29 protein-coding genes are annotated in these 25,236 nt (G+C 71.6%); 20 read left to right on the top strand and 9 right to left on the bottom strand.

The window, feature by feature from the left end:
- Positions 1–39 precede the first annotated feature (39 nt).
- Both QNO26_RS03670 and msrA read left to right on the top strand, forming a co-directional pair.
- Positions 40–1,173: a helix-turn-helix transcriptional regulator gene (locus QNO26_RS03670; protein WP_257525954.1), complete on the top strand. Its 1,134-nt coding sequence runs from the start codon at positions 40–42 to the stop codon at positions 1,171–1,173.
- 145 nt (positions 1,174–1,318) lie between these two features.
- Positions 1,319–1,873: a peptide-methionine (S)-S-oxide reductase MsrA gene (msrA, locus tag QNO26_RS03665; protein WP_257525955.1), complete on the top strand. Its 555-nt coding sequence runs from the start codon at positions 1,319–1,321 to the stop codon at positions 1,871–1,873.
- Between the two features lie 31 nt (positions 1,874–1,904).
- On the opposite strand, the gene QNO26_RS03660 is transcribed toward msrA, so the two are convergent.
- Positions 1,905–2,216 (bottom strand): hypothetical protein, encoded by a 312-nt coding sequence (locus QNO26_RS03660; protein ID WP_257525956.1) that lies wholly within the window; start codon positions 2,214–2,216, stop codon positions 1,905–1,907.
- A gap of 76 nt (positions 2,217–2,292) precedes the next feature.
- Between QNO26_RS03660 and QNO26_RS03655 the strand changes: the two genes are divergently transcribed.
- On the top strand, positions 2,293–2,550 hold the full coding sequence (locus QNO26_RS03655) for a hypothetical protein (RefSeq protein WP_257525957.1): 258 nt from the start codon (positions 2,293–2,295) through the stop codon (positions 2,548–2,550).
- 520 nt (positions 2,551–3,070) lie between these two features.
- Here QNO26_RS03655 and QNO26_RS03650 read toward each other — a convergent pair.
- The 3 genes from QNO26_RS03650 to QNO26_RS03640 form a co-directional block, all read right to left on the bottom strand.
- Positions 3,071–3,916 carry an SDR family NAD(P)-dependent oxidoreductase gene (locus tag QNO26_RS03650; protein WP_257525958.1) on the bottom strand — a complete coding sequence of 282 codons (846 nt, stop codon included), beginning with the start codon at positions 3,914–3,916 and terminating at the stop codon, positions 3,071–3,073.
- Position 3,917: 1 nt separating this feature from the next.
- The gene (locus QNO26_RS03645; protein ID WP_257525959.1) at positions 3,918–4,397 is read right to left on the bottom strand and encodes a pyridoxamine 5'-phosphate oxidase family protein; all 480 of its coding nucleotides are present in this window, start codon (positions 4,395–4,397) and stop codon (positions 3,918–3,920) included.
- A 99-nt stretch (positions 4,398–4,496) separates the two neighbouring features.
- On the bottom strand, positions 4,497–4,886 hold the full coding sequence (locus tag QNO26_RS03640; protein ID WP_257525960.1) for a nuclear transport factor 2 family protein: 390 nt from the start codon (positions 4,884–4,886) through the stop codon (positions 4,497–4,499).
- A gap of 82 nt (positions 4,887–4,968) precedes the next feature.
- Here QNO26_RS03640 and QNO26_RS03635 point away from each other — a divergent pair, with 82 nt between their 5' ends.
- The 3 genes from QNO26_RS03635 (at position 4,969) to QNO26_RS03625 (ending at position 7,436) form a co-directional block, all read left to right on the top strand.
- Complete coding sequence (locus QNO26_RS03635; RefSeq protein ID WP_257525961.1) at positions 4,969–5,670, top strand: response regulator transcription factor; 702 nt, start codon at positions 4,969–4,971, stop codon at positions 5,668–5,670.
- Positions 5,667–6,695 (top strand): sensor histidine kinase, encoded by a 1,029-nt coding sequence (locus QNO26_RS03630; protein WP_257525962.1) that lies wholly within the window; start codon positions 5,667–5,669, stop codon positions 6,693–6,695. The genes QNO26_RS03635 and QNO26_RS03630 overlap by 4 nt, the downstream gene beginning before the upstream one ends.
- Positions 6,696–6,779: 84 nt before the next feature.
- Positions 6,780–7,436 (top strand): hypothetical protein, encoded by a 657-nt coding sequence (locus QNO26_RS03625; RefSeq protein ID WP_257525963.1) that lies wholly within the window; start codon positions 6,780–6,782, stop codon positions 7,434–7,436.
- Positions 7,437–7,522: 86 nt separating this feature from the next.
- Here the strand turns inward: QNO26_RS03625 and QNO26_RS03620 are convergent, their stop codons facing one another.
- Positions 7,523–7,867, bottom strand: a complete 345-nt coding sequence (locus tag QNO26_RS03620) for a DUF2200 domain-containing protein (protein WP_257525964.1) — start codon at positions 7,865–7,867, stop codon at positions 7,523–7,525.
- A 148-nt stretch (positions 7,868–8,015) separates the two neighbouring features.
- Between QNO26_RS03620 and QNO26_RS03615 the strand changes: the two genes are divergently transcribed.
- From QNO26_RS03615 to QNO26_RS03590, 6 genes are all read left to right on the top strand, one after another.
- Entirely contained in the window at positions 8,016–8,810 is a 795-nt protein-coding gene (locus tag QNO26_RS03615; protein ID WP_257525965.1) for a glycosyltransferase family A protein, read from the top strand.
- On the top strand, positions 8,807–9,643 hold the full coding sequence (locus tag QNO26_RS03610) for an endonuclease/exonuclease/phosphatase family protein (protein ID WP_257525966.1): 837 nt from the start codon (positions 8,807–8,809) through the stop codon (positions 9,641–9,643). Before QNO26_RS03615 ends, QNO26_RS03610 begins: the two co-directional genes overlap by 4 nt.
- Positions 9,640–10,227 carry a DUF2238 domain-containing protein gene (locus QNO26_RS03605; protein WP_257525967.1) on the top strand — a complete coding sequence of 196 codons (588 nt, stop codon included), beginning with the start codon at positions 9,640–9,642 and terminating at the stop codon, positions 10,225–10,227. Before QNO26_RS03610 ends, QNO26_RS03605 begins: the two co-directional genes overlap by 4 nt.
- Positions 10,228–10,318: 91 nt before the next feature.
- Positions 10,319–10,462, top strand: a complete 144-nt coding sequence (locus tag QNO26_RS03600) for a hypothetical protein (protein ID WP_257525968.1) — start codon at positions 10,319–10,321, stop codon at positions 10,460–10,462.
- Positions 10,459–10,941: a DUF2243 domain-containing protein gene (locus QNO26_RS03595; protein WP_257525969.1), complete on the top strand. Its 483-nt coding sequence runs from the start codon at positions 10,459–10,461 to the stop codon at positions 10,939–10,941. The genes QNO26_RS03600 and QNO26_RS03595 overlap by 4 nt, the downstream gene beginning before the upstream one ends.
- Positions 10,942–11,082: 141 nt before the next feature.
- A complete protein-coding gene (locus tag QNO26_RS03590; RefSeq protein ID WP_257525970.1) occupies positions 11,083–11,769 on the top strand; it encodes a cytochrome c oxidase assembly protein in 687 nt (228 codons plus the stop codon).
- Here the strand turns inward: QNO26_RS03590 and QNO26_RS03585 are convergent.
- From QNO26_RS03585 to QNO26_RS03575, 3 genes are all read right to left on the bottom strand, one after another.
- Complete coding sequence (locus tag QNO26_RS03585) at positions 11,717–12,301, bottom strand: hypothetical protein (RefSeq protein WP_257525971.1); 585 nt, start codon at positions 12,299–12,301, stop codon at positions 11,717–11,719. The genes QNO26_RS03590 and QNO26_RS03585 overlap by 53 nt on opposite strands.
- A gap of 23 nt (positions 12,302–12,324) precedes the next feature.
- Positions 12,325–13,467: a zinc-dependent alcohol dehydrogenase gene (locus QNO26_RS03580; RefSeq protein ID WP_257525972.1), complete on the bottom strand. Its 1,143-nt coding sequence runs from the start codon at positions 13,465–13,467 to the stop codon at positions 12,325–12,327.
- A gap of 109 nt (positions 13,468–13,576) precedes the next feature.
- Complete coding sequence (locus QNO26_RS03575) at positions 13,577–14,071, bottom strand: metallophosphoesterase family protein (protein ID WP_257525973.1); 495 nt, start codon at positions 14,069–14,071, stop codon at positions 13,577–13,579.
- A 292-nt stretch (positions 14,072–14,363) separates the two neighbouring features.
- Here QNO26_RS03575 and QNO26_RS03570 point away from each other — a divergent pair, with 292 nt between their 5' ends.
- From QNO26_RS03570 to QNO26_RS03545, 6 genes are all read left to right on the top strand, one after another.
- Entirely contained in the window at positions 14,364–15,443 is a 1,080-nt protein-coding gene (locus QNO26_RS03570; RefSeq protein WP_257525974.1) for an extracellular solute-binding protein, read from the top strand.
- A 20-nt stretch (positions 15,444–15,463) separates the two neighbouring features.
- Entirely contained in the window at positions 15,464–16,525 is a 1,062-nt protein-coding gene (locus QNO26_RS03565) for an ABC transporter ATP-binding protein (protein WP_257525975.1), read from the top strand.
- 1 nt (position 16,526) lies between these two features.
- Complete coding sequence (locus tag QNO26_RS03560; RefSeq protein WP_306816499.1) at positions 16,527–18,371, top strand: ABC transporter permease; 1,845 nt, start codon at positions 16,527–16,529, stop codon at positions 18,369–18,371.
- The gene (locus QNO26_RS03555) at positions 18,368–19,390 is read left to right on the top strand and encodes a LacI family DNA-binding transcriptional regulator (RefSeq protein ID WP_257525976.1); all 1,023 of its coding nucleotides are present in this window, start codon (positions 18,368–18,370) and stop codon (positions 19,388–19,390) included. The genes QNO26_RS03560 and QNO26_RS03555 overlap by 4 nt, the downstream gene beginning before the upstream one ends.
- Positions 19,391–19,433: 43 nt before the next feature.
- Positions 19,434–20,315, top strand: a complete 882-nt coding sequence (locus QNO26_RS03550; protein ID WP_257525977.1) for a metallophosphoesterase — start codon at positions 19,434–19,436, stop codon at positions 20,313–20,315.
- Between the two features lie 90 nt (positions 20,316–20,405).
- A complete protein-coding gene (locus QNO26_RS03545) occupies positions 20,406–21,014 on the top strand; it encodes a flavodoxin family protein (RefSeq protein ID WP_257525978.1) in 609 nt (202 codons plus the stop codon).
- 61 nt (positions 21,015–21,075) lie between these two features.
- Here QNO26_RS03545 and QNO26_RS03540 read toward each other — a convergent pair whose 3' ends face one another.
- The gene (locus tag QNO26_RS03540; RefSeq protein ID WP_257525980.1) at positions 21,076–22,362 is read right to left on the bottom strand and encodes an MFS transporter; all 1,287 of its coding nucleotides are present in this window, start codon (positions 22,360–22,362) and stop codon (positions 21,076–21,078) included.
- A gap of 170 nt (positions 22,363–22,532) precedes the next feature.
- On the opposite strand from QNO26_RS03540, the gene QNO26_RS03535 reads away from it, so the two are divergent.
- Together QNO26_RS03535 and QNO26_RS03530 are read left to right on the top strand one after the other, a co-directional pair.
- Complete coding sequence (locus tag QNO26_RS03535; RefSeq protein ID WP_257525981.1) at positions 22,533–23,759, top strand: ROK family transcriptional regulator; 1,227 nt, start codon at positions 22,533–22,535, stop codon at positions 23,757–23,759.
- Between the two features lie 112 nt (positions 23,760–23,871).
- Complete coding sequence (locus tag QNO26_RS03530; RefSeq protein ID WP_257525982.1) at positions 23,872–25,233, top strand: extracellular solute-binding protein; 1,362 nt, start codon at positions 23,872–23,874, stop codon at positions 25,231–25,233.
- Positions 25,234–25,236: the final 3 nt, after the last annotated feature.

Genomic DNA, 25,236 nt, shown 5'->3' with positions numbered 1-25,236 from the left:
GTCTGGCGCCGGCCCTGCGCCAGCGGGACACTGTCGTGCATGGCCCATGCGCCTGCATACCGTCGTGCCCGCGACGAGATCGATCTGATGTCCCGCGCGGGGTTCGCCCTGCCTGCTTTCGCAGAGCATGCCATCGACGCGCTCGGCAGGGTGCTGGGGTTCGCGGCATCGTGCCTGTCGACCATCGACCCCACCACCGCGATGGTCGCCGGCGCGCTGAAGACGGGAGCACTGGCCGGTCGCGACGACGGCGACAGGGACTGGGCGCAGATCGAGTACGGCCGCGACGACCCCACCGCGTACCGGGCACTGCTGGCCAGGCGGGAGGTGGTGGCGACCGCGCATACGGCCACCTCCGGGGTGATCGAGCGCTCCCCGCGGATGAGCGAGCTGATGGTCCCCCTCTTCGGGTTCCACGACGAGGCACGCGTGCTGCTGGCCGACCGCACCGGACCCTGGGGTGGGCTGGCGCTGTTCCGCGGCGCCGATGACCGCCCCTTCTCGCCCGCCGAGGCGGGCTTTCTCGGCACTCTCGCCCCGGCGCTCGCCCGCGGCATCCGCACGGGACTTCTCGCCGGTGCCGTACGGCACGACGAGGCCGCAGCGGTCGGCCCTGCCGTCATCGTCGTCGACACGCGCGACCACATCGTGCAATGCAGCGATGCTGCAGCGGAGGCGCTGCAGCGGGTCGCCGCCGACAGCGCATCGGGCGACCCGCTCGTATCGGTGCAGGCGCTGGTGACGGCGGTGCGCCGGGTGGCCCGGGGCGACGCTGAACGGATGCCGCGCCTTCGGATCCGCCGCGGCGATGGGGTGTGGCTGCTGCTGCAGGCGGCGCCGCTGATGGGAGAAGGCCGAAGCGGCGACGTGGTCGTCACGATCGAGCACGCCCACCCGCAAGACGTCATCGACCTGGTCGGCGCCGCCTACGGGCTGACGGCGCGCGAGAACGAGGTGCTTCGGCTGGTGCTGCGGGGCGGGGACACCCGCGCGATCGCGGGGACGATGGGGGTGTCGCCCTACACGGTGCAGGACCACTTGAAGTCGATCTTCGCGAAGGTGGGCGTGGCGAGCCGCCGCGAGCTCGTCTCCCGGGTGTCGTTCGACCAGGACCTGCCGCGAGCCGCGGCGGCACCGCCCGCCTCCGGCATCCGCCCCGCCTCCGGTCCGTGACCGATTCACGGGCCGCTCCCAGGTTCGCGGGACCAAAACGGCACCGGCATCCGTTGCGGTCTATGACGCCGCAGCCGGCGGCGTCACCCATCCGGGCCCTCGGGCCTGAAAGACTGCAGACCGACACTCACGAGGAGCACGCATCATGACCAGCGGACCCACCGACACCGGAGCCATCACCCGTACCCCCGGCACCGAAACCGCCGTGCTCGCCGGCGGGTGCTTCTGGGGCGTCGAAGACCTGATCCGCCGCCAGCCGGGCGTGGTCTCCACCCGCGTCGGATACACCGGCGGCCAGAACGACCACCCCACCTATCGCAACCACCCCGGCCACGCCGAGGCGGTGGAGATCATCTTCGACCCCACCCAGACGACGTATCGCGACATCCTGGCCTTCTTCTTCCAGATCCACGACCCGTCGACCCTCAACCGTCAGGGCAACGACGTCGGCACGAGCTACCGCTCGGCGATCTTCCCGGTCACCCCCGAGCAGGAGCGGGTGGCACGCGAGACCATCGCCGATGTGGACGCCTCCGGCATCTGGCCGAACAAGGTCGTCACCACCATCGAGCCCGCCGGACCCTTCTGGGAGGCCGAGCCCGAGCACCAGGATTACCTGCTGCGCATCCCGAACGGCTACACCTGCCACTTCGTGCGCCCCGGTTGGGTGCTGCCCAAGCGCGAGGATGCCATCGGCTGAGCAGCCCGCGTGCTGCGGCCCGCCGCGCCGACTACCGGCGGCGGCGGGGTCGCAGAACCCGGCCGAAGTACGACGCCAGCACCAGCGCCGTTCCGGCTGCGGCGAGCGCGGCGACGACACGCTCGCCGGCCGTGCCCTCGGTGCGGTCCAGCAGCAGTCGCCCGGCGACGAGATTCGCACCGCTCCAGGCGACGTTCACCGCCGGTGAGGACAGGCCCACCCCCGGCGGATCGGAGAACGGCGACGGAAAGGGCGTGCCCTGCACGGCGGCGACACCGTGCGGGACGGCGTTGACGAGCAGGGCGGCTCCGGCGGCGGAGCGTACGAGGTTCATCGCTGACATGCGCGTCAGCCTAAAGCGACAGGTCGCCGAGGCATCAGGGCTGGCGAGCCCGACGTGAGGTGACGAGGATGACACGATGACCATCCCGACCCGCGATACCGCCGGCGGCCCCTACGCCGTGACGCTCGTGGTCAATATGCCGGTCACCAAGCTCGACGCGCTGGACGTCATCGCCTATGTGGCGGATGCCGACGTGGAGCACGCCGGTACCGCGTTCCCGCGCGTCGGCCTTGCCCCCGACGTCTGGGCGGAGGTGCAGATCCCGAAGTTCGCCGACCCGCCGCCGCTGGCGATCGACGTGTGCTCGGTGGGGTGGACGCTGCGGCTCGCGTAAGGTCCCGGAACCCCGCATGCCTGTGGGTTTGGGTCGCGTAAAGGTCCCCAAGCCCCGGATGCCGGTGGTTTGGGGCGCGTAAAGGTCGCCGAAGCCCCGATGCCTGTGGTTTGGGGCGCGAAAAAGTCCCGAACCTGCGATTCACCCGGTGTGGGTCGCGTAACGGTCCCCGAACCCCGGATGCCTGTCGTTTGGGGCGCGTAAAGGTCGCCGAAGCCCCGATTCACCCGGTTTGGGTCGCGTGAAGGTCGCCGAACGCCGACTCCCGTGGCTCGGGGCGCGTAAACGTCGCGCGTCCCCGCGCGCCGCCCGCACCCCGAACCCGGATGCCGGTGGTTTGGGTCGCGAAAAGGTCCCCGAACCCCGGATGCCGGTGGTTCGGGGCGCGAAAAAGTCCCCGAACCCCGGATTCGCCCGGTTCGGGGCGCGTAAAGGTCCCCGAACGCCCGGACCACCGGCACCGGGGGGCGGGGCGCGGAAAGGTCCCCGAACCCCCGCGGATCGAGCCCCCGGCGGCGGGTCAGAGCCCGACCATCTCCGCGCTGCGCTCCCACAGCATGCGGGCCAGTGCCGGGTCGGCGGCGAGCGGGTTCGTGCGCGCCGGCTTGTTGCCGGAGTAATAGCCCCCCGGCCGCCAGTCGATGCCGGGCGTCCCCGCGGCGAGGAACGTCAGCCGCGACCCACCCTGCTCCGGTGTGGTGAGCAGCCGCTTCGTCACCGGGTTCGTGTACATGAACCGCCACGGCCCCTCGGATGCTCCGGCGAAGCTCGTCGCCACGGCTCCGGGGTGGAAGGCCACGGCGCGCAGGCCGTCCCGCGAGAACCGGCGGTGCAACTCCTTCGTGAACAGCACGTTCGCGAGCTTGGCGTTGCCGTAGGCAGCCCCCGCGGTGTAGCGGCGCTTCCCCTGCAGATCATCGATGTCGAAGCGCGCGAAGCGCTGCGCCGCGACGCTGGAGGTCTGGATGACGGACGCCCCGCTGTCGACGAGACGGTCCCGCAGCAGATTCGTCAGCAGGAATCCGCCCAGGTGGTTCACCTGGAACGTCAGCTCGAAGCCGTCCTCGGTGACGACCCGCTCACCGAAGATGCCGCCGGCGTTGTTGGCGAGCACGTCGATGCGCGGGTAGGAGTCGCGCAGCGCGGCGGCGAGATCGCGCACCTGACCGAGCTGGGCGTAGTCGGCGAGGTGCCACGGCGCCCCGATCTCCTCGGCGACCCTGCGCGTCTTCTCCGGGTTGCGCCCGACCACCACGACGTGCTCACCTGCGGCCTGCAGCTGACGCGCCGCGGCGGCGCCGATTCCATCGCTGGCCCCGGTGATGACGATGGTCCGCGGCGCGCCCGCCTCTGCGGCATCCGCCATGTCAGAGATCGAACGTCTCGTTATCGCCCTCGAGGCGCTCGCCGGTGACCTTGTGCTTGACGAAGGCCAGCACACTGGCCACGCGGCCGCCCGGGCTGTCCCAGTACTCGCCGCTCTCGGCGTTGATCTTCAGCAGCACGATGTCGGGGTCCTCGGGTCCCTCCGGGAACCAGGCCTCGAGCCCGGAGTTCCACTCCTCCTTCAGCTTGGCCGTGTCGTCGACGATCTGCGCCGAACCCGCCAGCGAGAGCCACGCGTCGTTGGAGCTGAACGACACCCCCACGTGCGGGTCGTGCTGCACGTGCTGAGCGGCCGTCGCGTTGCGGGAGACGACGAACCACAGGTCGCCGTCGGTCTCGTGCTCCTGCACGGTGAGGGGGTGGGCGGTGAGGGTTCCGTCCGCGGCACGGGTGGTCACCATCGCGAAGCGGAACTTCTTCAGCAGCTCGTTGAGCTTCTGCAGCTCGGTCGTGTCGGCCATCAGGGTCCTTTCGTCGAACCGTCGGAAGGCCATCCCACCCCGTCCCACGGCGGCAGGGAACCGGTTGACAATCCCCCCACCGTGTCGCAGAGTGCGGCGTCAGAGTTCGGCGCTCTCCTCGTCGGGAACGGGGGTCTGCTGGTACAGCGCGAGCCGCCAGCGTCCGCCCCGCCACCTGTAGACGCTGGACATGAGGGCGTCGAACGGCGGCCCGCCCGACGCGCGGAACGCGCGGGCCCGGTACACGAACGCGACCACGTCGCTGCCGACGTCGACCATCCGCTCGTGCGTGATCTCGTAGGCCGACCATGCCGGCGCGTCGGCGAGCGAGGCGACGACGCCGTCGCGATCGAGCACGGATCCGTCGGCGAGCACCATAAGGCCGTCGTCGGTCATCAGAGATCCGTAGAAATCCCCGCCGGTGCCGTCGCACAGCGACTGCCAACCGGCGGTCTCCACACGGAGCAGGTCTGCCACGTCGAAGTCCATCCGCAAAGTATGCTCACTCGCGCCGCACGCATCAACGGTTTTGGGCCTTTCCCGCGTGCTCGCCCTCTCCTAGCCTGACCCCATGCCCGACCGGCCGCCGCCCCCGCCCGACACCCGGGTCCCGCGCACGCCGCATCCCCGTCTGCTGTACGTCGAAGACGAGACCGAGACCGCGGCGATGGTGATCGAGGTGCTCTCGGACGAGTACGACATCGACCACGCCACCACCGGCGAGGAGGGGCTGAGGCTGGCGCTGGGCAACCGGTACGAGGTGATGGTCATCGACCGGCGTCTCCCCGGCCGGTCGGGCGTGCAGATGCTGGAGGCGATCCGCACCGCGCGCATCGCCACGCCCGTGCTCATGCTCACCGCGCTGGGGACGGTCGACGACCGGGTGAGCGGGCTGGATGCCGGCGCCGACGACTACCTGGTGAAGCCCTTCGACTTCGCGGAGCTGCGCGCCCGGCTGCGGGCGCTGCGGCGCGGTCGCGGCCCGGGCGACCGCCGGGAGCTCGGGGACTGGGTGTTCACCCCGGCCTCGCAGGCGCTGTACGCGCCGGGGGGCGCCCGCATCGCGCTCACCGCGGCGGAGTCCGATCTGCTGGAGCTGCTCACCTCGAGCCCGGAGCACGTGTTCACCCGCGACGAGATCATCGCCGCCGTCTTTCCGGGCGGGTCGGCGACGACGGTCGACACGTACGTGCACTACGTGCGGCGCAAGTCCACCCCCGAGATCATCGAGACCGTCCGGGCGCGCGGCTACCGGGCGGGGATGCCGCGATGAGCGGCCGCGCCGACGCGGCGGCGGCTGCCGACCAGCGCCGGGTGAACCGCGCCGCCGTGCGCGCGGGGGTGTGGGTGGGTGTCGCCGCCGCTGCGGTCGTCGCGATCGTCACGACCGCGACCGTCGCGGTGATGATCACGGCGTCGCGGCCCGATCGGCGCCCTCCGCCCCCGGGCGGCGGGCGGCGCTCTCGGGTGATCGAGCTGGACCTCATCGTTCCCGTCACCGTCGTCCTCGGCATCCTCGGCGCGCTCGCGCTGGCCGTTCTCGCTGGGTACGCCGCCCGGCGTGCGGCGGCACCCCTCGCCGAGGCGCTGCGGGTGCAGCGCACCTTCGTCGCCGACGCCGGCCACGAGCTGCGCACCCCGCTGACCACTCTCAGCAGCCGCATCCAGCTCGCCCAGCACCGTGCCGCGCAGGGCGGGGATGTCTCGGGGGCACTGGCCGAGCTGCGCCGGGATGCCGACGCGATGGACACCGCCCTCACCGATCTGCTGATCACCGCAGAGACGGCCGGGGTGGGGCGCGACGACCGCACGGCGGTGACGACGGTCGCCGAGGCCGCCGCCGATGCCACGGCCGTCATCGGCCCGAGGGCCGCGGAGCGCGGCATCCGCATCGTCGTCGACGCGCGGGACGCACCGGCGGTCACGGCGACGCGGGCCGCCCTGAGCCGCGCTCTCATCGCCCTGCTCGACAATGCGGTGCGGCACTCGCCGGCGGGCGGCACCGTCACGGTGCGCGCCGCCGCGGACGGGCGACGCGTGCGGATCGCCGTGGCCGACGAGGGCAGCGGGGTCACCGGCGTGGACCCCGACCGCCTCTTCGACCGGTTCGCGCGGTCGACGGCGCCGGCGCCGGCGCCGGGCGAGGGTCGCTCGCGCGGGTTCGGTCTGGGCCTCGCGCTCGTGCGCGACATCGCCGTGCGCTTCGGCGGGGAGGTGCGGCTGGAGAGCACGTCCCCGCGGGGCAGCGTCTTCGTGCTGGAACTCCCCACCGCCGGGCGCCTTCACCGGCGCACCTGAGACCGGGGGATCAGAAACCTATGGAGTTGCCGCAACCGGGCGACTCTTGGACTGGTCTTGGAACGCGCGCGCGACAGTGAGGTCATGCCTGAGAACATCACCCCCGACAACGAGAAGGACACCATCCCCACCCCCGCACCGGCCCCGGCTGCGCAGGAGCCGACGACCGCCCCGCCCGCACCGGCCGCCCCGCATGCCGCACCCGCCGCCGCGGAGCCCCAGACGCCGTTCCTCCAGCGCACCTGGGTGAAGGCGGCGGGCGCGACCGTCGCCGGCATCGCGCTGCTGGGTGTGGGTTTCGGCGCCGGCTGGGCCGTGTCCGACGCGGTCGAGCCCGCCCGCGCCGGCAATTCCCAGAACGCGGAGATCTGGCCGGACGGCGGCCCCGACATCTGGCAGGAGGACGGAACCGAGCAGGACGGCCCCCGCGCACCGTGGGGCGACCGGAGTGACCGCGACTTCGGCGACATGCCGCGGCACGGCCACCACGGCCCGCAGGAGGACGGCGCCCAGCCGAACGACGGCACACAGGACGAGGGCACGACCCCCGAGGAGGGCGACGCCGACACCGATAGCCGCTCCGACAGCGACCGCCCGTCCGACAGCGACCGCCAGTCCGACCGCGAGCGCGACCGCGACTCCGGCAGCGACCGCGACTCCGGCGGCGACCGCAAGTCCGACCGCACCGCTCCGGACAGCGACCGCGACGACACCACCGATGGCAGCACCTCCCGGTCCTGACCCCTCCCCCTCGCCGGCCGCGTCGCGCCCTCGTGGGCGGGCGCGGCCGGTTCGCCGTTTCGCGCGCCCGCGGCATCCGCCCGCGGTCAGCCCTCGCGCAGCACCCGCGCCAGGGGCCGGCCCTGAGCCAGCTCGTCGACGAGCTTGTCGAGGTAGCGGATCCTCTGCATCAGGGGATCCTCGATCTCCTCCACCCGCACACCGCAGACCGTTCCGGTGATGGCCGCCGCCTGCGGATGGAGCCGGGCGTCCGCGAAGAAGTCCGAGAACGTGGCCCCGCTCTGCAGCTGCCGCCGCAGCTCGGCGTCGTCGAAGCCTGTCAGCCAGGTGATCACCTGGTCGAGCTCGTCGCGCGTGCGCCCCTTGCGCTCGAGTTTGTTCAGATACAGCGGGTAGACCGACGCGACGCTCATGGTGAAGATGCGGTGCACGCCGGCCACGATAACGCGGCGGATGCCGGCACGGCAGGGCCCCTGCGCCGATCGTGCCGGTCGATAACCCAGCGGGCGCACCGCGTCAACCCGCCGGGGTCGGCCGGGGACCTCGGTAGCGTGGAGCCCACCGCGCCGAGGAGATGATGTGACCGCCGCCACCCCGACGACCCCGACCGTGTCGGTGGTGATCCCGGTGAAGGACGACGCCGAGCAGCTGCGGGGGTGCCTGCGGGCGCTGTCGCTGCAGACGCGCCTGCCCGACGAGATCGTCGTGGTCGACAATGCCTCGACCGACGACTCCGCGGCGGTGGCCCGCGCAGCCGGCGCCCGCGTAGTGCGCTGCGACGTCCCCGGCATCCCTCCCACCGCCGCGACCGGTTACGACGCCGCGACGGGCGATCTCATCCTGCGCCTCGACGCCGATTCCCGCCCCGGTCACCACTGGGTGGAAGCGATGTCCGGCGCCCTCGCCGCACGGCCCGACGTGGCCGCGTACACCGGTGGCGCACGCTTCGTCGACGGCCCGCGCGCCCTGCGCGCCCCGCTGGCGGTGCTCTACCTCAGCGCCTACCTCGCCGTCGCGGTGCCCGCCCTCGGCCACCTGCCGCTCTTCGGCTCCAACCTCGCGATGCGCGCCTCCGCGTGGCGCGCCGTGCGCGACCGGGTGCACCGCGACGATCCCGAGGTGCACGACGACTTCGATCTCGCCTTCCACCTCGGCGAACGCCATCGCATCCGGTACCTCCGCGACGCCCGCATGGGTGTGTCGATGCGGCCCTTCCGCGCCGGCTCCGGCTTCGGTCGCCGCGTGCGGCGCGGCTTCCGTTCGGTGCTGGTGCACTGGCCGGCGGATTTCCCCCCGGTGCGCTGGCAGAAGATCCTCTACCACCGCCTTCTCGACCGACCGGGCGCTGTCCGCCCCGAGGTGCGCACCCTGTGACGGCGCCGCTCATCGGCGCCACGGAGGCACCCGACCTGCACGTGATGACCTTCAACGTGCGACGTCGGATGCCGCGCCTTCTGGCCCGGCCCGCCGACGACTGGCGCCGGCGCCGCGACCGGGTGGCGGCCCTGCTGCAGGGCGAGCGCCCCACACTGCTCGGGGTGCAGGAGGCCCTCCCCGACCAGGCCCAGGCGATCGGCGCCGCGCTGGGCCCGGGCTACCGGCGCGTCGGACACGGCCGGCAACCGGGGCCGCGCGGTGAGGCATGCCCCCTGTTCTTCGACACCGAACGGCTGCAGCTGGTCGACTGGCGCCAGACCGCGCTGTCGGATGAGCCCGACCGGCCCGGATCCACGTCGTGGGGAAACGTCATCCCGCGCGTGCTCGTGCGCGCGACGCTGCGCGACCTCTCGACCGGCGCGGTCTTCGCGGCGTTCAACACCCACCTCGACGTCTTCTCCGCGCAGGCGCGTCTGCGCGGTGCCGAGGAGATCCGCCGGCAGGTGGGTGGGCTCGCGCTGCCCGCCGTCGTCATGGGCGATCTCAACGCCGGCCCGGATTCGGCCGCCGTCGCCGCGCTGCTGGCGGCCGACGACCTCGTGGACGGCTGGCGCGCCGCCACGCAGCGCCTCACTCCGGAGTGGGGCACGTACGGTGGGTACCGCGCGCCGCGGTCCGGGCGCGGTCGCATCGACTGGATCGCCGTCACCCCCGACGTGGAGGTGCGGCGGGCGGCGATCAACCCGCAGCGGATCGACGGCGGCTGGCCGTCGGACCACCTGCCGGTGCAGGCGGTGGTGCGGATGCCGCGATCGGAGGGCGCCACATGAAAGAGAACTTCCTGCGACGGCCGTCCGGCCCCCTGGAGCTGCTGGCCGATGCCCTGCGGGTGATCGGCGTGCTGAGCGTGATCGCCGTGTCGATCTGGAGCACCGCGACCGACGCCGGCATCCTCGCCCTTGCTCTTCCGGCCCTGATGGTGCCGCGCGTCATCGGTGCCAGGGCATCGTTCGACATCATCTCGTCGTTCACCGTGCTCGTGGCGGCCTGGAGCAACGTCATCGACCTGTACCGCACGGTCGACAACTGGGATCTCATCCTGCATTTCGCGTGCACCGCGGTGCTCGCCGCACTGGCCTACCTGATCCTGGTCCGCGCCCGCGTCGTCGCCGACCCGAGCGCCGCCGGATCGCTCGCACGCACGCCCCTCGTGCTGGTTCCCGCGCTGGGCCTGGCCGCCAGCGCGGTGTGGGAGATGATCGAGTGGGTCGGCTACGCGTTCATCACCGACGAGATCTTCGTGACCTACCAGGACACGATCGGGGATATGGCCGTCGGCGGCCTGGGTGCCGCGGTCGCCGGTGCCGTGGTCGCCCGCGTTCCCCTCGATCGCCCCGACGCGCGGCGCCCCTGACACATCCCGGCGCCCGGCGCAATGCCCGCCCCGCCCTCGTGCCCTCGGTGGTTTACTGGCCGCCTACTATCCACGACGACCGGAGACGATCATGAGCGACGCGCACAACACCCAGGGAACCCCCGACGGCGACCTCGAAGCCGACACCGCTTCGGGAGGCTCCCCCGACGAGACCACGATCCCCGACACCACCGACGACGACGACAAGCCGGTGGACAACCCCTCCGGAGGATGACGGCGGCGGCGGTGCGAGCGGCACGGCCCGCGCAGAACCTCTGGTCCGGCGTGCTGTTCGGCGTCGGCCTCATCGCGTTCATCGATGAGGCCGTGTTCCATCAGCTGCTGCACTGGCACCACTTCTACGACCTGTCGACCCCGGCGATCGGGCTCGTCTCCGACGGCGTCTTCCACGCCATCAGCTGGTTCGCCACGATCGCCGGGCTCTTCCTCCTCGCCGACTTGCGCCGTCACGACGCGCTGAACTGGCGCCGGTGGGCGGGCGGCGTGCTGCTGGGAGCGGGCGCTTTCCAGCTCTACGACGGCACGGTGCAGCACAAGGTGTTCGGCATCCACCAGATCCGCTACGTTTCGGACGTCTTCGTCTACGACCTCGCGTGGAACCTCACCGCGATGGCGATGATCCTCGCCGGGGGCGTGCTCGTCTGGCTCACCCGCGCCGGTGCGGCCGTGCAGGTCGAGCGCGCGCCCCGGTGAGCCGATGCCGGCCATGACGGATGCCGCGCACGCCCACGGCGGCGTGGGGCTCGGCCTGGATGCCGTGGTGGTGGCGATCGCCGTCACGGCGGTCGCCTGCTACCTCGCCGGCGTGGTGCTCTCGCAGCGACGGGGCCGCCCATGGCCGGTGTGGCGCACGGCCCTGTGGTGCGCGGGGTGGCCGCCGGAGCGGCCGGGGCGGCGGGTCCCCTCGCCGCCGCGGCGCACGACCGATTCGTCGCGCACATGTGGGCGCACCTGGTGGGCGGCATGGTCGCGCCACTGCTGCTGGTGTTGGCAGCCCCGGTGACCCTCGCGCTGCGCACCCTCGACGTCACGCCGGCGCGGCGGCTGTCGCGGCTGCTGCGCAGCGCCCCCGCCCGGGTGCTCGCGCACCCCGTGGTCGCCGCCGCGCTGAGCGCGGGCGGGTTGTGGGTGCTCTACCTCACCCCGATCTTCGACGCGATGCGCGACCAGCCGCTGGTCCATGTGCTGGTGCACGCCCACCTCGTCGCCGCAGGGGCCCTCTTCTACGCATCCGTCATCGGGCCCGATCCCCGCCCCCATCCGCCCGGCCGCGTGCTCACCGCTGCGGTGCTGGTCGCGACGATCGCCTCGCACGGCATCCTCGCCAAGTTCCTCTACGCGAACCCGCCCGCAGGTCTCGCCGTGGCGGACGTGCGGGCGGGTGCGCAGCTGATGTACTACGCAGGCGCGTGGGTCGAGGCCGTCGTGATCGTGATCTTCTGCGCCCAGTGGTATCGCGCGGCGGGGGTCACTTCTTCCCGCGCTTCGCAGCGGGCAGGAAGACTGCCCGAACGAGCTTGACGGCCAGCACCGAGGCCAGCACCCACGGACCGACCACGAGGATCGGGTCGAGCCAGGCGTGCTTGAGGTCGATGCGTCCCCGCCCGAACCGCGACGCGATGGGTCGATGGGCGACCTCGCCGGCGACGCCGGACTCGGTGATCGGGTCGTCGGGGCGCGTGCTGAACAGCGATGCGGCATGGGCGGTGACGGCGTCCACGCGGTCGCCGAGCACCAGCAGCAGCCAGTGGGCGGTCTGGCCCTCGCTGAAGCGGTCGTAGGCGAACCGGCGGATGGCGCCGGAGGCGCCGTGCAGCGGCTGTGCGGTGCCGAACACGGGCGTCAGCCGCTCGTGCTCGATGGAGCGCTCGCGCCCCGCGCCGCCGGGCTGCTGCTCGGGCAGCTCCCAGTGGGCGCCGGTGACGATGTCGGGCTGCTCCCGCGGGAACGCGGGACGGTCGGCGGGGTCGAGATCGGATCCCCACCCGGGGATGCGCGCGCGCAGCACGTCGGGGTCGGGCGTGGAACCGGGCTTGTCGGCGGTGTACGGCATGTCGGTCTCCTTCGAAACGGCGCTCAGGCCACCGTGATGACGGGCTTGATGATGTCGTCGAGCTTCGACGAGAAGATGTGGTATCCCTCGGCGATGTGCTCCAGCGGGATGCGGTGGGTGATCATCTCGCTCGGCGTGATGTGGCCGGCGGCGATGTGCTCGAGCAGGCGTGGCCACTGGCGCTTGACCGGCGCCTGGTTCATGCGCATCGTCACGCCCTTGTTCATGGCGTCGCCGAACTTCACGGCGCTGAACAGGGGGCCATAGGCGCCCATCACCGAGATCGTGCCGGCCTTGCGCACCGAATCGATCGCCCAGTTGAGAGCGACCGGCGAGCCGCCCTGGAGCTTCAGCTTGGCCGAGGTCACGTGCTGCAGGACATGGCCGTCGGCTTCGGCGCCGACGGCGTCGATCACGACGTCCGCCCCGAGCCCGCCGGTCTGCTTCTTGAGCTCGAGCACGATGTCGTTGACCTGGCCGAAGTTGATCGTCTCGGCGAAGGCGAACTCCTCCGCCTTGCGCAGCCGGTAGTCGAGGTAGTCGACCACGATGACGCGGCCTGCCCCCATCAGCCAGCACGAGCGGGCGGCGGCCAGTCCGATGGGGCCGGCGCCGAAGACCACCGCGGTGTCGCCCTCGACGATGTCCGCCAGCTGGGCGCCGAAGTAGCCGGTCGAGAAGGCATCGGTCAGCAGCAGTGCGTCTTCGGGGTTCACGCCATCGGGGATCACGGCAGGGCCGACGTCGGCGAACGGCACGCGCACGAGCTCAGCCTGCCCGCCGTCGTACCCGCCGGCGGTGTGGGAGTAGCCGTAGATGCCCCCGACGGCGGTGGCGTTGGCGTTGACGTTGTGGCAGTTGGAGAAAAGCCCGCGCGCGCAGAAGAAGCAGCTGCCGCAGAAGATGTTGAAGGGGACCATCACACGGTCGCCGACCTTGAGGTTCTGCACCGACGGCCCGACCTGCTCGACGCGGCCGATGAACTCGTGCCCGAAGGTGTGGCCGACCCGGGTGTCGGGCAGCATGCCGTGGTACAGGTGCAGGTCCGAGCCGCAGATCGCGGCCAGCTCGACGCGCACGATCGCGTCGTTCGGGTGCTGGATGGTGGGGTCCGGCTTCTCTTCCACGCGCACCTTGTACGGCCCGCGGTAGGTCATCGCTTTCATTCACGCCTCCTGGTCGGAATCGGAGGAATCAGTCTGGCAACGGGCGCCGGCCGCCGCGCCGGGGTTGCCATTCCGCGCGCGGCGTGGCACGCGGGCGAGGCGTGTCCGCTCAGAGCGCGATCAGGCGCAGCTCGTGGAGCGCGCCGCCGTCGACGCGCACCGTCATCATCGTGCGGTGCGGCTGCCGGCGCCGGTCGGTGGGTGAGCCGGGGTTGAGCAGGCGCATCCCGCCCGGCGTCACGGTGTCCCACGGGATATGGCTGTGACCGAACACCAGCACGTCGGTGTCGGGGAACGCGGCATCCATCCGCGCCTCCCGCCCGCGCGCCGCACCGGTCTCGTGCACGACGGCCAGGCGCACGCCGTCGATGTCGGCGCGCGCGACCTCGGGGAGCCTCCTGCGCAGATCCGGGCCGTCGTTGTTGCCCCAGACGCCCCGCACGGGTGCATGCTGCTGCAGCTCGTCGAGCACGGATGCCGTGACCCAGTCCCCCGCGTGGATCACGAGGTCCGCGGCATCCGCGGCCCGCAGCACCTCTTCGGGGAGCCGACGGGCGCGCCCGGGCACGTGGGTGTCGGAGATCAGCAGCAGGTCGGTGGCCACGGGATCCTCACTGTGTGCCACCGGGCCCTGGGAGGACATGCCGGTGCACGTCACCAGCCTCCTCCGGCGTGACCGTCCGCGAGCCGGGGTTGACATGTCCGGGCCGATCTCGCATTCTCCGGCGTCGCGACAATTCACCTCTGGCACCCCGCGCGTTCATGTCCACGACCTACGGTGGGTGCGAACGCGCGACCGCACCCACGGATAGGGTCGCACGTTGTTGGAATATTACAAAAAGGTGGAGTATCGTCCCCGTGGGGGTCCCACCTCAACGACGAGCGAGAGGCACAGCATGTTCGCAGCACGGAAGAAGAGCCTGGCGATCCTGGGAGCGACGGCGGCGACCGCGTTGCTGCTCACCGGCTGCGCGGGCGGCGACACCGAGTCCGACACCGGCGATGCCGGCGCCGGGGCGTCCGACGCGACCCTCATCGTCTACACGAACTCCAACTCCGACGGCCGCGGCGAGTGGCTGCAGGCACAGGCGGAGGAGGCGGGCTTCGACATCGAGATCGTGGGGCTCGGCGGCGCCGACCTCACCAACCGCATCATCGCCGAGAAGAACAACCCGGTCGGAGACGTCGTGTTCGGCCTGAACAACATGTTCTTCGAGCAGCTGAAGGCCGAGGAGGCCATCGCCGCCTACGAGCCCAGCTGGAGCGGCGAGGTTCCCGCCGACGCCGGTGACCCCGCCGACGGCGCGTACTGGCCGCTCGTCCAGCAGGCGATCGTCACGGTGTACGACGAGAACAGCGTCTCGGACGCGCCCGCCGACATCGAGGAGCTCGCGACCGACGAGGCCTACCAGGGCCGGTACGAGGTCAACCCGGCGCTCGGCCAGGCGACCCCGCAGCTCGTGCTCGCCGGCATCCTCAGCCGCCACCTCGACGAGGACGGCGACCTCGGTGTCAGCGACGAGGGCTGGGAGATCGTGGAGTCTTACTACGGCAACGGATCTCCGGTGGTCGAAGGCACCGACCTGTACGCGCGCATCACCCGCGACGAGGTCGACTTCGGCGTGCTGCCCTCCAGCGGCATCGCCGCCCGCGACGAGGAGTACGGCACCAGCACCGGCCTGGTCGTCCCCGAGTACGGCGTGCCGTACGTCACCGAGCAGATCGCCGTCATCAACGGCTCCGCCAACGAGCAGCGCGCGCAGGAGTTCATCGACTGGTTCGGCAGCGCCGAGGTGCAGGGCGCCTTCGCCGCCGAGTTCAACGCGATGCCCGTGAACGAGGGTGCGGTCGAGCAGGCGAACCCCGACGTGGTGGCACAGCTGGCGGAGATCCCGCGCCAGGACATCGACTTCGGCTTCGTCAGCGAGCACCTCGGCGACTGGGTCGAGAAGGTCACGCTCGAGTACATCGGCTGAGAAGGCGACAGGCACAGGCAGTGATCCGCTTCGACGACGTCGACGTCACCTTCGGCGACCACCGCGCCGTGCGCGGGCTGAACCTCGAGATCCAGGAGGGTGAGTTCTTCACCCTCCTGGGCCCCTCGGGGTGCGGCAAGACCACCGCGCTGCGCTCGCTGGCCGGTTTTATCCAGCCCTCCTCGGGCCGCATCCTCATCGGCGACCGAGACGTCACGAACGTCGCGAGCGAGAAGCGCGGCGTGGGCATGGTGTTCCAGAACTACGCCCTGTTCCCGAGCATGAACGTGCGCGAGAACATCGCCTTCGGTCTGGCGGTGCGAAAGACCTCGAAGGCCGAGCAGCGGCGCCTCGTCGACGAGATCGCCGAGCGCACCGGCCTGGCCGCGGCACAGCTCGACAAGAACGTCGCGGAGCTCTCCGGCGGCCAGCAGCAGCGTGTGGCGATCGCGCGCGCACTGGTGCTGGCCCCCAAGATCCTGCTGCTGGACGAACCGCTGTCCAACCTCGATGCCAAGCTGCGCGTGCAGCTGCGCGAGCAGCTCAAGCAGCTGCAGCACGAGGTGGGCGTGACGACGGTGTACGTCACCCACGACCAGGAGGAGGCGCTGACCCTCAGCGACCGCATCGCGGTGCTCGATGCGGGGGCCCTCCAGCAGGTCGGCACTCCCGAGGAGATCTACGACCGCAGCGCGACGTCGTTCGTCTGCCGGTTCATCGGCGAGAGCAACCGCCTCACGCCCGCCGTGCTGGCGCGGCTGCGCGAGAGCGCCGCGGCGAGCGGCGCGGCATCCGATCTGCCCGTTCTCGACGAGAACGCGGAAAGCTACGTGCGCCCCGAGAAGGTCGCCGTCACGGTGGGGCCACCGGTGTGGGGGGCCACCGACGGCGTTCTCACCGTCGACGGGATCGTCGGAGGGCGCACGTATCACGGCAGCCACAGCGTCTACACCATCGCGGTGGACGACGCGACGCTGCGTGTGAGCGTGGCCGGCTCCGCCGCTGCGAAGCGGTGGGAGCCGGGAACGCCGGTGACGCTGGGGATCGACCCGCGGTGGGTCCTCCAGTACCCGGAGGGTTGAGATGGCGCTGTCCGCTCCCCCGCCCCCGGAGGCCGACGAACTGCCCGCAGCGGCCGCGCCCGTGCCGGCGACCGGCGCTCGCCGCCGGCGCCGCGGGGCCGGCCAGGCCCGCGCCATGCTGCGCTCGCCCATGGTGTGGGTCACCGGTGTCGGGGTGCTGTGGTTCGCCGCCGCGTTCCTGGTGCTGCCGAACCTGACCCTGCTGGGCACGACGTTCTTCCCGGACGGGCAGTTCAGCGTGCGCGCGGTGGAGAAGCTAGTCGGCAGCGAGCGCGCGATGCGCACCCTCGGCAACAGCTTCCTGCTGGCGGTGACCCTGTCGATCACGGTGAACATCGTCGGCGTCTTCATCGTGCTGGTGACCCAGTACTTCCGCATCCGCGGCTCGCGGCTGCTGTGGCTCGGCTATGCGACCACCCTCATCTACGGCGGCATCGTGCTGGCCGCCGGCTACAACTTCATCTACGGCCGGTTCGGGTTCGTGACGAACCTGGCGCTGAACATCTGGCCGGATCTGGACCGCGACTGGTTCTCGGGCTACTTCGCCGTCGTGTTCGTGATGACCTTCGCCACCACGACGAACCACATGCTGTTCCTGTCGTCGTCGCTCGCCAAGATCGACTTCGCCTCGATCGAGGCCGCGAAGCTGATGGGCGCGTCGACATGGACGATCCTGCGGCGCATCGTGCTGCCGGTGATGCGGCCGATGCTGTTCGCGGTGACGGTGCTGACCTTCCTCATCGGCCTGGGTGCGCTGACCGCTCCCCTCGTGCTGGGCGGCCCGGACTTCCAGACCGTCGCGCCCCTCATCGTCGACCTGTCGCGCAGCCCCGTCACCCGGGACATCGCCGCACTTCTGGCGATCGTGCTGGGACTGGCGACGATCGTGCTGCTGGCGATCATGAACCGCGCCGAGAAGTCCGGCGTGTACTTCTCGGTCGCCAAGGTCGCCACGCCGATCCAGAAGCAGCCGATCCCGAACCCCGTCGCCAACGCCGCCGTGCACGTGCTGGCCTACCTCGTGTGGCTGATCTACCTCATCCCGGTCGTGCTGATCGTGCTGTTCTCCTTCGTGGATGCCCGCAGCATCCTCGCCGGCAGCATCACGCTCGACAGCTTCACGCTGCAGAACTACATCACGGTGTTCACCACCCCGGGCGCGATCCGGCCGTTCATCGTCAGCGTGGTCTACAGCGCCGTCGCGGCGATCATCGTGGTGGTGGGGCTCCTCTTCGTCGCCCGCGTGCTGCAGCGCTACCGCAACCCGCTCACGTCGCTCATCGAGTACGTGCTGCACATCCCGTGGATCCTGCCCACGGTGCTCATCGCGCTCGGGCTGGTCATGACCTTCGACAAGCCGAACGCCTGGGTGGGCAACGCCGTGCTCACCGGCACGCCGGCGCTGCTGCTGGTGGCGTACATCGTCATCAAGATCCCGTTCACCCTGCGCCTGCTGAAGGCGGCGTTCGCGTCCGTGCCCGATTCGCTCGAGGACGCCTCACGCATCCTCGGCGCCAAGTCGCTGACGGCGTTCCGCCGGGTCATCATCCCGCTCGTGCTGCCCACGGCCGCCGCCATCACCGCACTCAACTTCAACAGCCTGCTCGACGACTACGACGCGGCGATCTTCCTCTACCACCCGCTCTACAAGCCGCTCGGCGTGGCGATCCAGGAGAGCACCCGCGGCGAGAACAACCTCGACGCGATGCCGATCACCTTCGTCTACACCGTGCTGCTCATGATCATCATGGGACTGGTTATGTACTTCGTGTACGGTCGCGGATCCCGCGCCGGATCGCCGCGGCGCCGGCGTGCGCCGCGGACCGGCAGGGGAACCGCCCGATGAGCGACATGCCCGACCGCGCGCCGCTGCGCGTGACCGTCAGCGACGTCGCCGCGGCGGCGGGAGTGTCGCGGGCCACCGCCACCCGGGCGTTGAAGGGCGAGGGGCGCTTCGCCGCCGAGACCCGCGCGCGCATCCTCGAGATCAGCGAGCGGCTGGGATACGTCCCCAACACGATGGCCGCCGAGCTCGCCGCCGGCCGCACCGGCACGGTCGGCCTCATGCTCCGCGACGCGAGCAACCCGGCCTACGGCCTGCTCTTCTCACGGCTGCAGGACGAAGCGGATCGGCGCGACCTCGACCTGGTCACCATCACGATCGGCGCCGACCGCGGGGGCACCCAGCAGGTCACCGCGCTGCACCGGCTGCTCGGAATGCGGGTCGCGGGCCTCATCGTCGCCACTGGCGGCGTGACGAATGCCCAGCTCGAGCCCTTCGCCGACCAGGTGCCGATCATCCGGGCCGGCCGCGACGCCACCGGCGAGCGCCTGCACTCCATCGCCTACGACGAACAGGCGCACGGCACGCTGCTCGCCGCGCACGTCCAGGCGCTCGGACACCGCCGCGTCGCCGTGCTCGACACCGACCCTGCAGCCTCGTTCCCCGAGCACGTGCGTGCCCGCGCGATGCGGGAGCACCTGGAATCCGCCGGCGTCGAGGTGACAGTGGTGCCCGTGGGGGCGCGTCCGACCGAGGGCGTCGATACGGCGCTCGCGCTGGCATCCGCCCGCCGCATCACCGCCGTGCTGTGCCCGTCGGACTACCGTCAGCTCGCCGTGCTCCGCGCCGCGCGCGCCGCAGGCATCGACGTCCCCGGCGACCTCAGCGTCACGGGGTGCGACGGCATCCTCCCCGGAGCGGACCTGCTCGGGCTGACCACGGTGCGCATCCCGGTCGAGGACATCGCGCGCGGCACGATCGAGGCCATGACCCACCTGCTCGACGCCGACGGAGACGGCGTGATCCGCCGCTCGTACGCCGGTCCCCTCGTCCCCGGCACGACCGCGGCGACACCCGCCTGACGCGCCGCGAGACTGCCCGAGACTCCCCCCGGAGGAAACACCGATGATCCGCACCGAGCACCCCCGGCCGTCGGCCGTGTTCGTGCACCTGGCCGACAGCCACCTGCCCGGCGAGCCATCCCCGCTGTACGGCGCCGCCGACGCCGACGGCCACCTCGCCGCGATCCTCGCCGGCCTCGAGGAGAGCGGCCTGCGACCCGACGCGCTGCTGCTCGCAGGCGACCTGGTGGATCGCGGTGACCGGTCGGCGTACCGGCGGCTGCGTGCCCTCGTCGAGCCCGTGGCCGAGCGCCTCGGCGCCGCCGTGGTGTGGGCGCCGGGCAACCACGACGACCGCGCCGCGATGCGGGCGGAGCTGCCGCTGGACGACGCCGCAGACCCGGCATCCCCGGTGTGCTTCGTCCGCTGGTTCGGCGGGCTGCGTGTGCTGGTGCTCGATTCGACGGTTCCCGGGGAGCACTGGGGCGAGATCGGCCCGGTGCAGGAGGCGTGGCTGCGCGACGAGCTGTCGCGGCCGGCGCCGGAGGGGAGCCTGCTCGTCATGCACCATCCGCCGCTGCCGACGGTGCTCGATCTCGCCGTGACCGTCGAGCTGAGGGGGCAGGCCGCGCTGGCGGACGTGCTGCGCGGATCGGATGTGCGCGCGATCCTCTCGGGGCACGTGCACCACCCGTCGTTCGGGACCTTCGCCGGCATCCCGGTGGCCGTCGCATCGTCGAGCGCGTACGGGCAGGACCTCACGACGGCGGTCGGGTCGACGCGGGGGCAGGATGCCGCGCAGGGGTACAACCTGGTGCAGGTGTATCCCGACACCATCGTGCACTCCCCCGTGGCGCTCCAGCGGGGGTCGACCGTGGGAGAGCACGTCCCGGCGGAGGAGGCGGCTCGCCGCATCGCCGCCGCGGGCATCGCCTGGCGCGAGTGAGCCCTCGCGCCGACGAGTGAGTGCTGTCAACCCCTGGGACGGGGGCGGGGCGGGTTCCTAGCGTGGAACGGACGAACGAAAGGACCCCCCATGCTCCGCGCCCTCGTGCTCAACTGCACCCTCAAGCCCTCCCCCGCCGAATCCAGCACCGACCTGCTGGCCCAGCAGGTGCTCGACGCCCTCGCCCGCCACGGCGTGCAGGGCGAGAACGTCCGCGTCGTCGACCACGACGTCAAGCCCGGCGTCGAGGCCGACATGGGCGACGGCGACGCATGGCCGGCGATCCGCGAGCGCGTGCTGGCATCCGACATCGTCGTCTTCGCCACGCCCACCTGGGTCGGGCACATGTCCAGCGTCGCCCAGCGGGTGATCGAGCGGCTGGATGCCGAGATCTCGGAGACCGACGACGAGGGCCGGCCGCTCCTGGCGGGAAAGGTGGCGGTCGTGGCCGTCGTCGGCAACGAGGACGGAGCGCACGCCGTCATCGCCGACGCCTTCCAGGGGCTGAACGACGTCGGCTTCACGATCCCGTCGCAGGGCGGCGTCTACTGGAACGGCGAGGCCATGCACACCACCGACTACAAAGACCTCGATGAGACGCCGGAGACGGTGGCGACGACCACCGAGACCCTCGCCCGTCATGCGGCGCACCTCGCGACCCTGCTGAGGGAGCGCCCCTTCCCCGCTCCGGCCGCCTGACCGGGGCTCGGGCGGCGGGGGGGACCGTGCGGGCCGAGCCGACCAGCGGGACGCGCCCCGCTCAGCCGAGGTCGGGCGTGGGCGCGAGCGACGGCGTGAGCGGATGCCGCTCAGGCACCGCCGTGCGGCGCATCCCGCGCTCGACCGCGAGGTTCGCCACGGCCAGCACCAGCACGAGGGCCGCCGCCACGAGCGGCAGGACCATCGCCGCGGCGGCGCCGAACTCCTCGGCGATCGCCCCCGTCACGGCCGAGGCGAGCGACTGCGCGAGCGCGACCGACGATCCGAGCACCGTCATGATCGTCGCGGTGCGTCCGAGCGGAGCCCGCGCCCCCGCGAGGCTGAACAGCGTCACCAACGTCGGTCCGACGCCCAGGCCCATGATCACGAGCGCCACGGTGACCGCGCTGACCGTCGTGCTCAGCGTGAAGGCCGCGGTGGCCGCCACGAGCACGCCCGCGAACAGCATCCAGCGCCACCGCAGCGCGAACCGGGGCGGCAGCGCGGCGACCGCGAGAGCAAGCACCGCCGAGCCGATGCCCATGACGCCGTAGAGCAGCGCCGCGGAGTCGACGTCACCCTGCTCCGCCATGAACGACGTCAGCGAGGTCAGGGTGGCGCCGAAGAAGGCGCCGACGGCGAACGTGGCGGCCACGAGCACGACGACCGGCAGGCGCAGCAGCGCGCGAGCGGGCGCGATCTCGGCGGGACCGTCATCGGGACCGACGCCGGCACGGGCGGTGGGATGCAGCGCGAACGCGGTCACGAAGACGAAGCTCAGCGCCGCGGCCCCCGCGATGGGCGCCCAGGGGGCGATGAAGGACGCGAGAACTCCGACGACCACCGGGCCGATCACGAACGCGGTCTCGTCGGCGGCCGACTCGTAGGCCATCGTGCGCGAGAACGCGCGCGCGCGGCGGGGGGCGGCCAGGCGCTCGCGAATGATCGCCATCAGCCTGCTGCGCGACATCGCCGCCGCCTGCGGCGCGGACGTCCCGATGAGCAGCGCCGCCAGCAGCAGCAGCCAGGTCGGCGGCAGCGCCGACACAACGAACGGAAAGGATGCCAACAGCGCGCTGTTGGCCAGGCCGAGCGGCACCAGCACGCGCCGCTGGCCGTGCCGGTCGACGAGGTCACCGACGATGGGGCCGGCGAGGACGGTGCCGATGCCGACCGCGGCGGAGGTGAGCCCGCCGAGGGCCACCGACCCCGTGACCGAGACGACGAGCGTCAGCACACCGACGACCATCATGGCGAACGGCAAACGTGCGAGGAAGGCGATCGGGAAGTACCACGGCCCGGTGTGGGCGATGACGGGGCGATCGTCGGGAGCGACGGAAACGGACATGGTGAAGACCTCGGTTCGACGGCGGAGGGAGATGTGCCGCCTTGCCTTTCCAGCAGGTAGATGCACCGTGTCGTGCGTCGGAGAGCCCGGACGCACCGTCACCAGGATACCAAGCCGTCGCTCACCGGGCACTACGCTCGAGGGACGACCCCGACGAAGCAGGTGCGCACATGACTCCTCGCGGCGCCAATCAGCCGAGCGTGGGCGGGTTCAACCAGTCGGTGATCCTCGACCAGATCCGCCGCTCCGGCGGTCTCAGCCGGGTGGAGCTCGCCGCCCTCACCGGCCTGTCCGCTCAGACGGTGTCGAACATCACGCAGCGCCTCCTGGATGCCGGCATCGTCGCAGAAGCCGGGCGGACCTCGGTCACCCCCGGCCCCGGGAAGCCCCGCACGACGCTGCGTCTCGCACCGGGGAGCCGCTTCGCCGTCGGAGTGCATCTGGATCCGTCGATCATCAGCTTCGTGCTGCTCGGCATCGATGGGGAGGTTGTCGCCGCGCGCCACCGCCCCACCCCCGACGCGAACGACCCCGAGCGCACCGAGCGGCTGATCACCGCCGAGCTCGAGCGCCTGATCGCCGACTCCGGGGTCGATCGCTCCCGCATCGTGGGAGTGGGCATCGCCGCGCCCGGTCCGATCGACGCCGAGCGGGGCGTGGTCGTCGATCCGCCCAACCTCGGCGGCTGGCACCGCGTGCCCCTGCGCGATGCCGTGGCCGCGGCGACCGGCTTCCCCGTCGTGCTCGACAAGGACGTCACCGCCGCCGCGGTCGGCGAGCGGTGGGTGTCCGCCGCCACCGCCCGCAGCTTTGCCTTCCTGTACCTCGGCACCGGTCTGGGCGTCGGTCTGATGGTCTCCGACGACATCGTGCGCGGCGGGTCGGGCAACGCCGGCGAGATCGGCCACATCGTCGCCGATCCGGACGGCGTGCCGTGCGCGTGCGGGCTGCGCGGCTGCGTCGCGGTCAGCTGCACGCCGGCGGCCCTGGTCGCCGAAGCGGAGTCGCTCGGCATCCTTCCCGCCGGGCGCACCGCAGCCGATCCGTTCACGATCGACCTCGCGCTGACCGAACTGGTCGCCCGCGCCGCCACCGACGCCGCCGCCGACGCGCTGCTGCGGCGGGCCGCCGATCACGTGGCCCGCGCACTGTCGGTGGTGTGCAACCTGCTCGACGTCGATCGCGTCGTGCTCGGCGGGCCGGCGTGGCGGCGACTGGCGCCCTGGTACGCCACCGGCATCCCCGCGGCGCTCGACGAGCTGCGCGTCGCCCGGGGCCTGCATGACGTGCGCGTGTCCGGCACGGCGCTCGGCGACGACGTGGGCGCGATCGGCGCGGCGTGTCTCGTCCTTGATGAGGCGCTCACGCCGAGGCCGACGTCATTGTTGCTGAATTGATACCGACGATGCTGGACAGCCTTTAAGTCCATCCGATTGACTTAATCTCCCGGTCAGGTGTGAACCCGCCCCGTCCGGTGCCCGTATCCGGGTGAAGCAAAGGAGCAGCACCATGAGGGCCACATCCACCGTCATCGCCACCGTCGGCGTTCTCGCTCTGACCGTCACGCTCGGCGGGTGCTCCGCCGGCGGGGCCGAGAGCGACGAGAACACCGTCACGGTCGTCTACTCCAAGACCGATTCGTTCACCGCCCTCGACACCCTGCTCACCCAGGCCAAGGAGCAGTTCGAGGCCGAGAACGAGGGCGTCACGATCGACCTGCAGCCGATCACCGCCACCGACGACGAGTACAAGACGCGCCTGCAGCTGTCGCTGGGTTCCCCCGACACCGCTCCCGACGTCTTCTACGAGGACACCTTCAACGTGCGCAGCGACGTCGAGGCCGGCTACCTGCTCAACCTCGACGAGTACCTCGCCGATTGGGACGACTGGGGCATGTTCGACGAGGCGGCCAAGACCGCCGGCCAGGGCGAGGACGGCAGCATCTACGCGCTGCCCCTGGGCACCGACACCCGCGTCATCTGGTACAACACGAACGTGATGGATGCCGCCGGCATCGAGGTCCCCTGGCAGCCGGAGACGTGGGACGACATCCTCGACGCGGCGGCGAAGATCAAGGCCAGCCAGCCCGACGTCGTGCCGTTCAACATGTACGCCGGCACGGGCACGGGCGAGGGCACCGTGATGCAGGGCTTCTACGAGCTGCTCTACGGCACGGGTGACGGCACCGGGCTCTACGACGACGCCGAGGGCAAGTGGATCGTCGAGTCGCAGGGCTTCGTCGACGCGCTGACCTTCCTCGAGACCCTCTACTCCGAGGGCTACGCCGTCTCCCCCGACCGCGCGCTGGACCCGAACGTCTGGCAGGCGGTGTTCGGCGAGATGTTCCCGCAGGACGGCCTCGGCGCCACCGTGGAGGGCTCCTACACCCCGTCGTTCTGGGAAGAGGGCGGCGCCTACCCGTGGCCCGAGTACGGCGACGTGATGCAGGTGGCGCTGTTCCCCACGCAGGACGGCCAGGACCCCGGCGGCGTGAGCATGTCGGGCGGCTGGACCCTCGCGACATCCGCCGAGACCGATGTGCCCGACCTCGCCGTCGAGTTCCTGCAGACGGTGCTCAACCAGGAGAACTCGCTCTGGTACGCCATCAACAACGCACAGATCGCGGTGCGCACGGACGTGGCTTCGGACCCGACCTACCTCGAGGCGAACCCGTTCGTCGGGGACGTGTCGGAGGCGGTGTCGGTGACGCACTTCCGCCCCGCCAACAGCGATTACCCGCAGATCTCCGTCGCTGTGCAGGAGGCGACCGAGGCCGTCATCACCGGCCAGCAGACTGCCGCGGAGGCCGCGGCCGCCTACGACGACGCGGTGCGTCGCATCGTGGGCGACGAGAAGGTCATCGCTCAGTGACGC

It is taken from the genome of Microbacterium sp. zg-Y1090, assembly GCF_030246945.1.
In the GTDB taxonomy this organism is placed as follows: Bacteria; Actinomycetota; Actinomycetes; order Actinomycetales; family Microbacteriaceae; genus Microbacterium; species Microbacterium wangruii.
The sequence above is the reverse complement of the archived record's forward strand: the minus strand, read 5'-3'. Positions and strand labels throughout refer to the sequence as shown.

What these genes read in the sequence shown, in the direction of transcription:
- QNO26_RS03550 (WP_257525977.1), top strand. Translation starts at nt 19,434, where the DNA reads ATGATCCGCACCGAGCACCCCCGGCCGTCGGCCGTGTTCGTGCACCTG.
- QNO26_RS03625 (WP_257525963.1), top strand. Translation starts at nt 6,780, where the DNA reads ATGCCTGAGAACATCACCCCCGACAACGAGAAGGACACCATCCCCACC.
- QNO26_RS03535 (WP_257525981.1), top strand. Translation starts at nt 22,533, where the DNA reads ATGACTCCTCGCGGCGCCAATCAGCCGAGCGTGGGCGGGTTCAACCAG.
- msrA (WP_257525955.1), top strand. Translation starts at nt 1,319, where the DNA reads ATGACCAGCGGACCCACCGACACCGGAGCCATCACCCGTACCCCCGGC.
- QNO26_RS03635 (WP_257525961.1), top strand. Translation starts at nt 4,969, where the DNA reads ATGCCCGACCGGCCGCCGCCCCCGCCCGACACCCGGGTCCCGCGCACG.
- QNO26_RS03545 (WP_257525978.1), top strand. Translation starts at nt 20,406, where the DNA reads ATGCTCCGCGCCCTCGTGCTCAACTGCACCCTCAAGCCCTCCCCCGCC.
- QNO26_RS03650 (WP_257525958.1), bottom strand. Translation starts at nt 3,916, where the DNA reads ATGGCGGATGCCGCAGAGGCGGGCGCGCCGCGGACCATCGTCATCACC.
- QNO26_RS03560 (WP_306816499.1), top strand. Translation starts at nt 16,527, where the DNA reads ATGGCGCTGTCCGCTCCCCCGCCCCCGGAGGCCGACGAACTGCCCGCA.
- QNO26_RS03555 (WP_257525976.1), top strand. Translation starts at nt 18,368, where the DNA reads ATGAGCGACATGCCCGACCGCGCGCCGCTGCGCGTGACCGTCAGCGAC.
- QNO26_RS03605 (WP_257525967.1), top strand. Translation starts at nt 9,640, where the DNA reads ATGAAAGAGAACTTCCTGCGACGGCCGTCCGGCCCCCTGGAGCTGCTG.
- QNO26_RS03570 (WP_257525974.1), top strand. Translation starts at nt 14,364, where the DNA reads ATGTTCGCAGCACGGAAGAAGAGCCTGGCGATCCTGGGAGCGACGGCG.
- QNO26_RS03660 (WP_257525956.1), bottom strand. Translation starts at nt 2,216, where the DNA reads ATGTCAGCGATGAACCTCGTACGCTCCGCCGCCGGAGCCGCCCTGCTC.
- QNO26_RS03530 (WP_257525982.1), top strand. Translation starts at nt 23,872, where the DNA reads ATGAGGGCCACATCCACCGTCATCGCCACCGTCGGCGTTCTCGCTCTG.
- QNO26_RS03645 (WP_257525959.1), bottom strand. Translation starts at nt 4,397, where the DNA reads ATGGCCGACACGACCGAGCTGCAGAAGCTCAACGAGCTGCTGAAGAAG.
- QNO26_RS03590 (WP_257525970.1), top strand. Translation starts at nt 11,083, where the DNA reads ATGGCCGGTGTGGCGCACGGCCCTGTGGTGCGCGGGGTGGCCGCCGGA.
- QNO26_RS03585 (WP_257525971.1), bottom strand. Translation starts at nt 12,301, where the DNA reads ATGCCGTACACCGCCGACAAGCCCGGTTCCACGCCCGACCCCGACGTG.
- QNO26_RS03655 (WP_257525957.1), top strand. Translation starts at nt 2,293, where the DNA reads ATGACCATCCCGACCCGCGATACCGCCGGCGGCCCCTACGCCGTGACG.
- QNO26_RS03600 (WP_257525968.1), top strand. Translation starts at nt 10,319, where the DNA reads ATGAGCGACGCGCACAACACCCAGGGAACCCCCGACGGCGACCTCGAA.
- QNO26_RS03540 (WP_257525980.1), bottom strand. Translation starts at nt 22,362, where the DNA reads ATGTCCGTTTCCGTCGCTCCCGACGATCGCCCCGTCATCGCCCACACC.
- QNO26_RS03595 (WP_257525969.1), top strand. Translation starts at nt 10,459, where the DNA reads ATGACGGCGGCGGCGGTGCGAGCGGCACGGCCCGCGCAGAACCTCTGG.
- QNO26_RS03640 (WP_257525960.1), bottom strand. Translation starts at nt 4,886, where the DNA reads ATGGACTTCGACGTGGCAGACCTGCTCCGTGTGGAGACCGCCGGTTGG.
- QNO26_RS03580 (WP_257525972.1), bottom strand. Translation starts at nt 13,467, where the DNA reads ATGAAAGCGATGACCTACCGCGGGCCGTACAAGGTGCGCGTGGAAGAG.
- QNO26_RS03630 (WP_257525962.1), top strand. Translation starts at nt 5,667, where the DNA reads ATGAGCGGCCGCGCCGACGCGGCGGCGGCTGCCGACCAGCGCCGGGTG.
- QNO26_RS03670 (WP_257525954.1), top strand. Translation starts at nt 40, where the DNA reads ATGGCCCATGCGCCTGCATACCGTCGTGCCCGCGACGAGATCGATCTG.